Source organism: Streptomyces sp. NPDC033229 (genome assembly GCF_055576875.1).
Map to the genome: position 1 here is coordinate 1 of NZ_JBVIQR010000080.1, position 12,795 is coordinate 12,795.

4 protein-coding genes and 1 pseudogene are annotated in these 12,795 nt (G+C 72.0%); 3 read left to right on the forward strand and 2 right to left on the reverse strand.

Going from position 1 to position 12,795, the window contains the following annotated elements; genetic code table 11:
• Window positions 1-472: 472 nt before the first annotated feature.
• Window positions 473-1,150, reverse strand: a complete 678-nt coding sequence (locus ACZ53N_RS34220; protein ID WP_469144691.1) for a methyltransferase family protein — start codon at window positions 1,148-1,150, stop codon at window positions 473-475.
• Between the two features lie 509 nt (window positions 1,151-1,659).
• Here ACZ53N_RS34220 and ACZ53N_RS34225 point away from each other — a divergent pair.
• The 3 genes from ACZ53N_RS34225 (at window position 1,660) to ACZ53N_RS34235 (ending at window position 11,877) form a co-directional block, all read left to right on the forward strand.
• Window positions 1,660-7,632 (forward strand): SDR family NAD(P)-dependent oxidoreductase, encoded by a 5,973-nt coding sequence (locus tag ACZ53N_RS34225; RefSeq protein ID WP_469144692.1) that lies wholly within the window; start codon window positions 1,660-1,662, stop codon window positions 7,630-7,632.
• Window positions 7,633-7,769: 137 nt separating this feature from the next.
• Entirely contained in the window at window positions 7,770-10,187 is a 2,418-nt protein-coding gene (locus ACZ53N_RS34230; RefSeq protein WP_469144693.1) for a hotdog family protein, read from the forward strand.
• A gap of 148 nt (window positions 10,188-10,335) precedes the next feature.
• The gene (locus ACZ53N_RS34235; protein WP_469144694.1) at window positions 10,336-11,877 is read left to right on the forward strand and encodes a PfaD family polyunsaturated fatty acid/polyketide biosynthesis protein; all 1,542 of its coding nucleotides are present in this window, start codon (window positions 10,336-10,338) and stop codon (window positions 11,875-11,877) included.
• Window positions 11,878-12,308: 431 nt separating this feature from the next.
• Here ACZ53N_RS34235 and ACZ53N_RS34240 read toward each other — a convergent pair.
• Window positions 12,309-12,590, reverse strand: a pseudogene (locus ACZ53N_RS34240) (transposase); the annotation flags it as partial.
• Between the last annotated feature and the right edge of the window lie 205 nt (window positions 12,591-12,795).

Consider the following 12,795-nt stretch of genomic DNA (forward strand, 5'->3'; position numbering starts at 1 on the left):
TCCCACTCTGCATTCGTTAAATCCCCACGGCCCATACCACCAGCCTGACGCCAACACCCCACCTACGTCAGGAGATCCGAGAAACAGTGCCTAAGGAACTGTGCGGCGGGCCACTGGAAGACTGATGCAGGTGTTGGGTTCTGGCCCGCGTGAGCGGCGGGCCGCGGATACGGTCGCCCGCAAAGCAGGATCCTGGCACATCACGCCAGCTGCCACATAGGCCCGGGGCTGTCCGACCGACGGCCGGACAGCCCCTCGGCAAGATCTTCATCAGTCTTCCAGGGCCTGTCCGACGCGTCTGAAGACCGACCGCTCGGACGTGTCCGCAGGCCCTTGTACAGTCGTTTTCCTGGTCACATCAGACGTATTCCCTGTTACATCCGCGTGTGAAGGCCATCGGAGAAGGGCGCCCCATGGTCAGCTGGCGCCGGCACCGTGTCGATCGCACGGTCGATCGGGCGAGAACGGCCTCTCAGCGCAGCCGACCCAGGCAGGGCAGGAAACGACCGGTTCGTGCGGCGTATTCCCGGTAGGCGGTGCCGTGGATGCGGGTGAGATAGGGCTCTTCGATGCGGCGGACCTGGAGTTCGTTGCCGATGAGCATAGCGGCGGCGCCGGCCAGGGCCAAGAGATTGGGGAGGGTCAGGGCGAGGGCGGCGGTCATCGTGGTGAGTGCGGTGTAAACGGGGTTGCGCACCAGGCCGAACGGGCCGGTGGTGACCAGGGCGGGGTGCTCACCGGGGTCGACCGTCAGACGGAAGGAGGGCCCCATGGCGTGCTGGCAGACGAAGATCACGACGATGCTCGCACCAGCCAGTGCGGCTCCGGCGATCTGCAAGGTGGGCTCGTCCAGCACCGGTACCGGGTGCAGGGCGGCGAGCTCGGCCAGCGAGTGGAAGCCGACGAGCTCGGGTACCGGGTTGAGGCCGGAGAGTTCGGCTGCCAGACGGAAGCCGACGAGCTCGGCGAGTGGCGCGGCGACGCCTGTGACCAGGATTGCTCCGACGCGGATCACGCTTACGCACCAGTGGAACGCACCGGTGGGCCAGCGTAGTGCGTTCTCACTGAAGTGGTGCCGGTGGACGACTGCGCGGGCGACGACGTCGGTCAGGAGAAGTGCTGCGGTCAATGCCAGCGCCACGACGGGCATCGCGTCACTCCTCTTCAGGACTTCACGTCTTCACAGGTCGACAGGGCCGGGTCCATGGCCGCATCGCCGAAGGCAGCCCCCGCCGTCAAGCAGAGGAATCCGGCTCGCGCGACGTTACGGTGGCGAAGGACAGGCATCTTCAGGCGGCACGGCTAACTCCCCCTGGTACTGAGGGCTTTCCAGGCAGGGTGCGTCTAGCAGGACCGGGCCGGACATTCACCCATCCGATACTCAGGCCGTTCCTGTGTGCGGGAGCGCCACCCGGCCCCTGCTCTGCCGGTGCTGCACCGGCCCCAAGAGGCGCCGGGCCGTGGTCGGCAAGGCTGCCGGTACCGGCGTACTCCCGGCACTCTTTCCTGCCACGAGCTTTCGAAGGCGAGGTCCGAAATCGTACGGGTGGGCCTGGTTTTCACCCATGAGGGTGAGGGCGGTGTCTTCGTGTCGACGCCTGGGCAGCATGTATGACGGTAGTACGGAACGGGCTGCCGAGGGCAGAGGGGGACCGCACCATGCCGCAGGAATCCAACCGTAGCCTGTCCCGGGACCCAGTGGCCATCGTGGGGCTGGCCGGGATGTTCCCCAAGGCCCCTGACGTCCGCGCGTTCTGGGACAACATCGTGGCGGGCCGCGACTGTACCGAGGAAGTGCCCTCCGCCTGGTGGGATCTGGAGGACTTCTACGACCCCGACCCCTTCGCCCCCGACAAGACCTACGGCCGGCGCGGCGGCTTCCTCACCCCGGTGCGGTTCGACCCGATGTCGTTCGGCATGCCCCCGAAGACCCTCGACTCCACCGGGCTCGTCCAGTTGCTGAGCCTGATGGTGGCGCGCGAGGTGCTGAGCGACGGCGCCTGCGGTCGCGACGACTGGTACGACCCGGGCCGTACGGGTGTGGTGCTGGGTGTGTGCGGCACCAACACCACCCTCATCCCGCTCGCGGCCCGGCTGCTCGCGCCCCTCCTGGTCAAGGCGATGCGGTCCCGCGGCGTGGCAGAGGAGGAGGCGCAGCAGGCAGCGCGCGACTACCTGCACGAACTTCCGTCGTGGACGGAGGACTCCTTCCCGGGCATCCTGGGGAACGTCGTCTCCGGGCGGATCGCCAACCGCCTGGACTTGCGGGCGGCCAACCACACGGTGGACGCCGCGTGCGCCAGTTCGCTGGCGGCGGTGCGGGCCGCGGTCGACGAGCTGGTCAGCCGCCGCGCCGACCTGATGATCACTGGCGGGTGCGACGCGGACAACTCCATCGTGTCGTTCATGTGCTTCAGCAAGACGCCGGCGCTGTCCTTCAGCGGCCGGGTGCGACCCTTCGACGCCGAAGCCGACGGCACGCTGATCGGCGAGGGCATCGGGATGCTGGCGCTCAAGAGGCTGGCCGACGCCGAGCGTGACGGGGACCGCGTCTACGCGGTGCTGCGCGGGCTGGGGAGTTCGAGCGACGGCGTGGCCAAGAGCATCTACGCACCCAGCAAGGACGGCCAGTCGGTGGCGCTGCGGCGTGCGTACGACGACGCCGGCTGCCCGCCGGACTCGGTGGAGCTGGTGGAGGCGCACGGCACGGGCACCCCCGCCGGTGACGAGGTGGAGGTCACGGCGCTCAACGAGCTGATGGGCGTGGCCGATGACAGTCGGCACGTGGCCGTGGGCAGCATCAAGTCGCAGGTGGGTCATACGAAGGCGGCGGCGGGCGCGGCAGGGATGATCAAAGCGGCGCTGGCTCTGCACCACAAGGTGCTGCCACCCACAGTCAACGTGGAGTCACCCGCGCCGGTGGTCACCGCGGACGGCGCCGTCTACGTCAACACCACCGCCCGGCCGTGGGTGCGCGACCCCGGCCGCCCGGTGCGGCGTGCGGGCGTGTCCGCCTTCGGGTTCGGCGGGGTGAACTACCACGCCGTGCTCGAGGAACACCGCGGCGGCGGGCGGGACGAGCGGGCGCTGCACCTGGTGCCGCGGGCCTGCCTGTGGCACGCCCCGGAGCCCGGGCGACTGCTCTCCCTCCTCGAAGCCGGTGCGGATCCGGCCGAGGACGGCAGCGTGCCGCCGGACCACGCCCGTCTGGGGTTCGTCGCAGCGGACGAGGAGCACCGGGCGCGGCTGCTGGCAGCCGCGGTCGAGAGGCTTCGCACGGGCGGTGCGGACGAGGAGTCGTGGCGGCTGGCCCAGGGCGTGCTCTACCGCCGTAAGGCGCTGCCGGCCGGTACGAAGGTGGCTGCGCTGTTCACGGGGCAGGGCAACCAGTATCCGGAGATGGGGCTGCGGGCGCTGCTGGCGGTTCCGCCTCTGCGGGAGGCCTTCGACGAGGCCAATGCCCTCTTCCCGCCCGGCGAGACGCTGGCCCGGACGGTGTTCCCGCCCCCGGGCGACGAGGACACCTCCCGCGCGGCCCGCGAGCGGCTGAACCGTACCTCTTACGCCCAGCCGGCGATCGGGGCCCTGGCGGCCGGCCAGTACCGTTTTCTGCAGGAGCTGGGATTCGCTCCGGACGGTGTGCTGGGGCACAGCTTCGGTGAGCTGACGGCGCTGTGGGCGGCCGGAGTGCTGGGCGACGACGCGTACCGGTCGCTGGCACGGGCCAGGGGACGGGCGATGGAGGAACGGCCGGAGGCGGGGTCGGACCCGGGGGCGATGGCGGTCGTCCGGGCGGAGGACGGGACGGTCGCCGGCCTGCTCGCCGCACACCCCGAAGTGGCGGCGTGCAACCGCAACGCGCCCGACGAGCAGGTCGTGGGCGGCCCCACCGAGGCCGTCGAACGCTTCGTGTCCCACTGTGTGCAACAGGGCGTCCCGGCGAAGCGGCTGCCGGTGGCCGCCGCGTTCCACACCCCGCTCGTCGGGCACGCGGTCCGCCCGTTCGCCGAGGCCTGCGCGCGGGTGGACTTCGCCGCACCCGGGGTTCCCGTGTACGCCGGTGCGGCGGGTGCGCGCTACGGGCAGGGGCCGGAGGCGGACCGGCTCACGTTGACCCAACAGCTGCTGCGGCCGGTGGACTTCATGGAACAACTGCGGCAGATGCAGGCCGACGGCTTCGGGGTCTTCGTCGAGTTCGGGCCCGGCAACACCCTGACCCGCCTGGTGGAGCGCACGCTCGGTGCCGACGCGGTGGTGGCGGTCCCGTGCGACGGGGGAGAGAAGGGTCCCGACAGCGCCGCCGTGCTGAAGGAGGCGGCCCTGTGTCTGGCCGTGCTGGGACGGCCGGTGGCCGACATCAACCGGTACGACGCCCCGGTGCCCGACGAGCAACCGGCCCCGTCGGCGGTCTCCAGGGTGCTGGAGGGGCCGAACTTCGCGCTCAAGGCCCGCCAGGAGCAGCTCCGACAGCAGGGGGGTCGGCCTGTCACCGGGGCGCTCGTACCTGCCGCCGGCAGCGTGCCGGCCGCCTCAGCAGCGGCCGACCCGCTGGCCCGGGCCGCGGCCGACCACCTCGCCGCCCACGTCCGTTACCTCGACGGTCAGCTGGCGACCCAGCGGGAGCTGGTGGAGCTGCTGCGCTCGCGTACGGGCAACGGGCACGGCCCCGATGCGGCCCTGGCCACGACGGTGGGCGCGATCACCGAGCACAGCCTGGCCGTGGGAGAGGCCCACACCCGGGCGGGCGAGGTGGTCGCCCAGCTGCTGAGCGGAACAGGCACGGCCTCGGCGGCACCTCCGGCCCTGCCGATGGCGAACGGCCGGGCGGACGGCGTGGATGCCCTGGGACAGGCGCTCGCCGCCGAGGGATCGCCCGGCACCCACCGGACGCCCGGCACCAACGGTAGCCCTGGCCCGGACGGCGGCCCCGGCACCGGCACCGGCCCGGAGGAGAACGACCGGTCGGCCCTGGCCGCGCTGATGGCCGACGACAGGATGCTCGACACCCCCGTCCAGGACATCACGGACATCGACCCGGAGGAGGCGGAGCAGGTCGTCCGCCAGATCGTCGCGGACAAGACGGGCTACGACGTCAGCATGCTCGAGCCGGACATGTACATCCAAGAGGACTTGGGCATCGACTCCCTCAAGCAGGTGGAGATCGGGGCGGAGGTGTGGCGCCGGTATCCGGTGATCAAGCGCGAGGAGCTCTTCCGCTTCAGCGAGGCCCGTACGGTCGGCGACCTGAGCACGATGCTCAAGGAGTTGTTCACCTCCCCGCGGTCGGGCCTGCGGCACTCCGGCGACGTGCCCCTCGGCCGGGCGTACGTATCGTTGCGGACCCTGCCGCCCGTGGACGTCCTCACCGGCGTCCACGACGAGCAACCGTGCGCCGTGATGCTCGACGACGGCGGCGAGTTGTGCGCCGGCCTCGGACGGGCCCTGGCCGGCCGCGGGTGGAGCGTGCGGCGTCTGACCGTGCCCGGCGTGCCCGCCGGCGATCGGGGCAGCCATCCGCTGGACAGCTGGTCGGAGGGTGAGCTGCGCGACCGTCTCGCCGAGGTCCTCGGCGAGGCCGGCCGTATCGACCTGTGCCTGCTGCCGCTGAGTCGCTCACGCGTCACGAACGCCGACGAGGCGGTCAACAGGCTGACGCACGGGCTGCTGTTCGCCAAGCGCGCGAGGACGGTGCTGCTGGAGGCCGCACGGGCGGGCAGCCGGCCGGCGTTCGTCACGGTGACGCAGCTCGACGGGTGCCTGGGGTATGCGGGCTCCGGCGGCGACCCCGTGGCCGCCCTCGCCGGCGGGCTGGCGGGCCTGGTCAAGTCCGCCGCACTGGAGATGGCCCCGGTCTTCTGCCGTGCGCTCGACTTCGCCCCGGACATGGCGCCGGACGCGGTGGGCGAGGTGCTGCTGGAGGAGATCGCGGACGTCGCCACCGACGTACTGGAAGTAGGCAGGGACGGGCAGCACCGGCGTACTCCGGCCCTGTCGGACCGTCCGCAGCGGCTCCTGCCGCACGCCCCCGGCGGGCCGGCCGGTCTCACCGAGGACGACACCCTGCTGGTCACGGGCGGCGCCGGCGGCATCACGGCGTGGTGCCTGGAAGCCCTGGCGGAGGACCACCGGTGCGGCTACGTCCTCATGGGCCGCCGGCCCGAGGAGGACGACGGCGTCCGGGCGGAGCTGGAGGCATTGCGCTCGCGCGGCGTCCGGGCCGACTACGTCAGCGCCGACGTTCAGGACGTCACCGCCGTGCGTGCGGCGCTGGCGCCGCACGCGGACCGCATCACGGGCGTATTGCACGCGGCCGGCGTGCTGGGCGACCGGCCACTGGCCGAGATGACGGCCGAGTCCACGGCACCCGTGATCGGGACGAAACTCTCCGGCCTGCAGCATCTGCTCGACGCACTCGGGCCCGAACGGCTGCGGCATCTGGTGGTGTTCGCTTCGGTGGCGGGCCTGTGGGGCAACGTACGGCAGGCTGACTACGCCCTCGCCAACGAGGGCATGATCCGCCACGTCTGCGCGACGCAGGCGGCGTACCCGGCCCTGCGGGCGGTACCTCTCGTCTGGGGGCCGTGGGAGGGCGGCATGGCCGAGGCCGTCCACCGGCTGTACGCCCAGGCCGGCGTCCCCGTGCTCTCCCGCGAGGCCGGCACAACGTACTTCCGCGACCTGATGGGGACCGGGCAGCCGGCCGGCGAGGTCACCGTGGTGGGGCCCACGGCCCCCTGGCTGCGTAGGTCCGACGGCCTGCCCGCCGAGGGGCTGACGGCCGTCCGCTCGCTCACGGGCCTGGAGGACGAGCCGATGTTGCACGACCACCGCGTGGCGGGCCATCCGCTGGTGCCGATGACCGGGCTACTCGGAGCGGTCCTGCACACCGTGGAGCGCGCCCAGGGCGGCAGCCTGACGGCCGTTCGGTGCCGGGACATCCGCATCGTCCGGGGCCTGTACCTCGACGGCCACCACCCGCGGGCGGTGTGCTTCCACATGGCGCCGGACGAGCAAGCCGACGCCGTCCGGGTGCGGATGCTCAACGTGGACGGACAGGACGGCCGGACGAGGTTCGAGATGCTCGTGGTGTGTGCCGAGGAGCCCGCCGAAGCGCCGCACCTCGACCTCCCCCGATACGAGCCCACCGGCACCCTTCACCCCTGCTACATCGAGCGGACCCTCTTCAACGGACCGTCCCTGGCCGGATTGCGCGACGTCCTCGAAGAGGACGCGGAGCGGCTCGTGCTGTCCGCCCGGCTCCGCGACCCGGAGTTCGCCTCCGGGGCGTACGCCGGACAGCTGTTCAGCCCCGGGCTCTCCGACCTCCTGCTGCAGGGAGCCGCGCTGATCACCCACCGGATCAAGGGCAGCGGCGGCATCCCGGTGAGCGCCGAGCACGTCGACCTCTACGCGCCCCTGCCCGACGACGAGCCGTTCGTGGTCGTCGCCGAGGCCGTCAAGGCGTCCGTGCTGGACACGTACTGCACCGTCACCGCGTGCGAGCCCGGCGGCCGGGTCCTGCAGAAGTGGACCAAGCTGCGGATGCTGGACGTGAACGAGGCCCAGGCGGGCCGTCTGCTCGCCACCTTCCGTTCCTCCCAGGCGGCGGCCGGCCGTACGGGCACCGGGTGAAGGAGGCCGCCATGGACGAACTCGGCTTCGAAGGCACCCCTGTGGGCCACGTGACCCGGCCCGTGGCTACCCAGCCCATCGCTCCCTGCCCCGTGGCTGCTCAGCCCGTCGCTGCAACTGCAGATCCGCACGCCGGTATGCCGGTAGCTGTACCGCCCGTACCGGCCGTACGGGATGGCAACGACGTCGCGGATGTGGGCGCCCTGGCAGTACGCATGGCGCAGCAGGTGCAGCGGGCCCACGCAGCCGTCGTGGAGGCGCACCGCGCGATCAGCGCCTGGCAGCTGCGGCGCCTGGGTTCCTCCCCCGCACCGTACGCCGCACCACCGCAGGCGCCACCTGATGCCGCATCTCCTCCGGTCGTCCTCGCGCCGACAGTACCCCGGCAGGCACCGCAGCGCCCCGCACCGCCGCCGAAGGTCCCTGGCGCCGCGGATTACGGCCGCGCTCTGAACACCCTGAAGGCGGAGTGGTCGGCAAAGATGACGGGCACCGCCCGGAGCGCGGAACCCAAGTCTGCTGGCCGCACCGCTGCCTTCACCCCGTCTCTCTCCGACTGGGCCCGGCTCGGGGGACCGGCCGTCATCGTGCGCACGGCGGTGCGGCGGCTGCGCGAGGCCGGGGCCCTGGCCTCCGGGCGCGTGGAGGTCACATGGCACGAGCTGCCGCCCTCCGGGCCGGTGCCTCTGAGCCCCGTCTGCCACCCCGGCGGGGCCGACGCCCCGGCACGCTGCGACGTCCGCGACGGCGGCGGCCGCACACTCCTGACCGTGTCCGCCGGTACGGAGGACAGCAGCCCGCCGGACCGGCCCGGCGTTCCCCGCTACCCCCGGGAATTCAAGCCGCCGGCCCGTACGTCCGTCGACCGGCTGACAGCCGGCGACCTCGACGCGCTGGTACGCGGGGACGTGGCCGCTGTCCTCGGCAGTGCCTTCGGCCAGCAGCACGTGGCGTCCGAGCTCCGGCCCGAACCGTGGCCCGAGCGGCTTCTGGAGGAGGTGGCCTCGATCGCGCCACGCGGCGGGCACTGGAGGCAGGGCCTCCTGACCGCCACGACCCTGCCGGCCGGTGACGGGGACGTCTGGCCCTTCTTGCTGGAGGCCGTCAGCGAGGTCCTGCGGGTCTACCTCTTCCACCGGGGCGTCCACCTGTGCCTGCCGGGAGCACACGCGGTTCCCGTGCCGGGCGGCACAGCCCATGGAGAACTGCTCGGGCCGCTGGACGGGCCGCTGGGGCTGCGGGTGGAGATCAGCCGCGCGGGCTGGGTCCCCCGCCCCTTCGTCACCGCCGATGCGGACGTCACCTCGGCGGACGGGGAGACGGTGGCCCGGCTGCGGGACGTGGGCGTGGCGCTGTACGGCAGGCCGGAGGACGAACCGCTGCTCCATTTCGACAACGCAGGCATCCGGCTGACCTCCGTCGGCAGCCCTGCGTACTCCACCGAAATGCACATGGCGCACGCCTCCGAGGGAGACGTGGCGCAACTGGGCGCCGCAAGCGGGCAGTACGGCACCGAACTGTGCCCGGTGCGCCCGCGCCTGCCCGGGGGCGACTTCCTGATGATCGACCGTGGAGTGGAAGTCAGGCAGGGAACGGCGGCGGACAGGACTGGTGCGTACGGCGTCAGCGAATACGACATGCCGCCCGACCCGTGGTACTGCAGGGAGAACGGAACGCGGTCGGTTCCGGCCCTGGCCCTGATGGAGATCTCGCTGCAGCCGGCGGGCCTGCTCAGCGCCCTGACCCTGGGCGTTGCGCTCCAGCACCCCGACGAGCCGTACGTGTGCCGCAACCTCAACGGAAAGGCGACGCTGCTGCGCGACGCCGACCCCCGCGGCACGACCGTCACCCAGCGCCTCACCGTCCTGTCGGTCACCGACCTGCCGGGCGCCACGCTGCACCGCTACCGTTTCGAACTGAGCACGGGCGGCCGGTCGTTCTACGAGGGTGAGGCGCTGCACGGCTACTTCACACAGGGGGTGCTGGACCTTCAGCAGGGCATGGACAAGGGCCGTTGTGTCCCCCCGTGGCTGGACCGGCAGGGGACGCCGCCGACCGGGCTGCGCCGGCTGGACGCGCGGGGCGACGCACGGCTGGGCACCGGACGACTTGCACTGCTGGAAGACTTGGTGCTGGTGCCCGGCGGTGGTGACCACGGAGCGGGGTACGTGCTGTGCACCAAGCCGGTGCGCGCGGACGACTGGTACTTCCACCACCACTTCTTCCGTGACCCCGTGATGCCCGGCTCGGCCGGAGTGCAGATGCTGTTCCAGCAGGTGCAGGCGTTCGCCCTGCACACCGGGCTCACCGGCGACCTGCCGGACCCGGAGCTCGGGCTCGTCACCGGCGAGCCGCTGAGCTGGAACTACGGTGCGCAGATCCTGCGCGAGCACCGGCAGGTGCGCGGTGAGGTGCACATCCGAAAGGTGACCCGGAAGCGGGACCGGCTGCTGATCCGCGCGGACGGCAGCGTGTGGCGCGACGACCTGCGGATCTACCACGTGCGGAACATCGTCCTCGGAAACCGGCTCGCAGGCCGGAAGGGCGGCGTGTGACGGAAGGGAAGGACAGGGCCTGACGCGTGACGGAAGGGAAGGCCTGACGGAGGGCGGTGCCCGATGGAAGGGAAGGACAGTGCCTGACGGACCGTACGACCGCCTGACCGCAGTGCCCGCTGGGACAGCAGAGCCCACGGCGACCGCTGTGCACAGTGACCCCGAGGGCGTGTACCGGGTGCTGTCGTTGCTGGAGGCCCCCTGCCACCTGGTGCGCATCGGGGGCCGGGTGGGCATGTGCCATGTGCCGCCGCGGGGAGCGGAGGCGCTGGCCACCGCGGGGGCGATGCCGCCCGAACGGCTCGGATCCCCCGGCTTCCTGCGTCGGCACGGCCTGCGCCTGCCGTACATGGCGGGCGCCATGGCCGGCGGCATCGCCGGTACGCGCCTGGTGGCCGCCCTGTCGCGTGCCAGCATCCTCGCGGCGTTCGGCGCGGCGGGGCTGCCGGAGGCGCGGATCGACGCGGCGCTGGGCGAGCTGGCGCGGCAGCTCGGCGACCGGCCGTACGCGTGCAACCTCATTCACAGCCCCGCGGCGCCCCACCTGGAACGGATCGTGGTGGACCTGTGCCTGCGACACCGGGTGCGGTGCGTGGAGGCGTCGGCGTTCGTCCGGCTCACGCCGGAGCTGGTGCGCTACCGCCTCACCGGCCTGCGGCGCGACCGGGCGGGCGGAGTGCACGCGGAGCACGTGGTCATCGGGAAGGTCTCCCGGGAGGAGACGGCGGAGATGTTCCTGCGGCCGGCGCCGGAGGCGCTGGTCCGGGTGCTGCGGGACCAGGGCCGGGTGACCGCCGAGCAGGCCGGGCTGGCCCGTGCGGTGCCGATGGCCGACGCCGTCACGGTCGAATCCGACTCGGGAGGCCACACGGACCGCAGGCCGCTGGCCGTGCTGTTGCCCGCGCTGGCACGGGTGCGCGCGCGGGTCGCGCGGGAGTGCGGCGACGGAGTACCGCCCGTACACCTGGGGGCGGCGGGTGGCATCGGCTCGCCGCACGCCGTGGCGGCGGCCTTCGCGCTGGGCGCCGACTACGTGGTCACCGGCTCGGTGAACCAGGCCGCAGTGGAGGCGGACACGTCGGCGGCGGCCAAGCGGCTGCTGGCGCAGGCGGGGATCGCGGACTGCGTCATGGCACCGGCCGCCGACATGTTCGAACAGGGCATCCAGGTCCAAGTGCTGGGGCGCGGCACAATGTTCCCCGCCCGGGCCGGCCTCCTGTACCGGCTGTACCACGAGCACGGAGGCCTCGACGAACTGCCGGCCGCCGAACGGCAGCGCCTGGAGGAGCGGGTGCTGCGCCGGTCGCTGGACCGGACGTGGCAGGACACGGCCGCCTATCTCAAGGAGCACCACCCCGACTGGCTGGCCCGGGCCGAGCGCGACCCGAAGCACCGCATGGCCATGGTGTTCCGCTGGTACCTCGGTATGACCTCCCGGTGGGCCGTCACAGGAGCACCCGACCGTGCGGGGGACTGGCAGATCTGGTGCGGCCCGGCGATGGGGGCGTTCAACGCCTGGACCGCCGGCACGGCCCTGGCAGCGCCCGGCCGCCGCGAGGCCGCGGTGATGGCGGAGCATTTGATGCGCGGCGCGGCCTACCAGACCCGGACCGGCCATCTGCGGGCCACCGGCGTGCGCATCCCGTCGGCCAGCGCCGAGTACCGCCTGCCCGCGGAGGCGGCCGGGTGATCGCAACCAGAGGTTGTCCGGAGGACAGTCCGGAGTGCGCGAAGCGGGGGCAAGAGGCAGGGCTGCTGTCCCTCGCCTCCGTTCTCTTCCATAACGCGTAACCCTCGAGGCCCGCTCCGGACAGACACCAAGGCCCCTCAGTCCCATGGACGACTGGATGACGTTCCCTAGTAGTGCTTCGTTAGGTTTGCGGTCGTCTGTTTCTGGGCTGGACGCGTGTGCTGGGCAGCGGACGGCCACAGGTGGTGCAGGTGCCGGTCCAGCACCGCAGCAGGCCCGTCGGTTCGGCGGCATTGCCGGTTGTTCGACCAGTAAGGCCCGCAGCGGCAGCACTCCGTCCCACCGGCTGCGGCCTCCGCCCTGTTCCTGGGCGGTGCGGCGGGCTTCCTTGCCCGACGGCCTGACCCCGAGCACGGCGAACCGCGAGGTCATGACGCCGCCACCGACGCCCGCCCGCACTTGGGAAACGACACGTCGTCGACCACGCACACCTGCGGTGTGATCACCTCCGTCAGGCGTTCGACGATCCGCCGCCGCACCGGCAGCAGATCCCACGGCGACGGATTCACGAACTGCTGCAGGGCCTGCATGTTCCCGTCCGGCAACCGCCCGGCCATCGGCTGGACCGACTTCCGCCAGCCATCCAGCATCAGGCCCCGCAGATAACACCCACTCCACCGCCGCTGATCCCGCCGCGGAAGTGAGGCGAACACATCGGCAACGAACTCCGATAACTCGCCCTAAAGCCGTTCCACCTCCCCAAGCCTCATGCCCTCCACCATGCCCCCCGACCAGCCAAGATCGGCAGACCTAACGAAGTACTACTAGGGCGCGTATTCGGTTGTGATCAATTTGTGGGATTGGCCTTCGCGGCGGGGTCTGATCCGGTAAATCGTGTTGCGTGACGCGGATGCAACT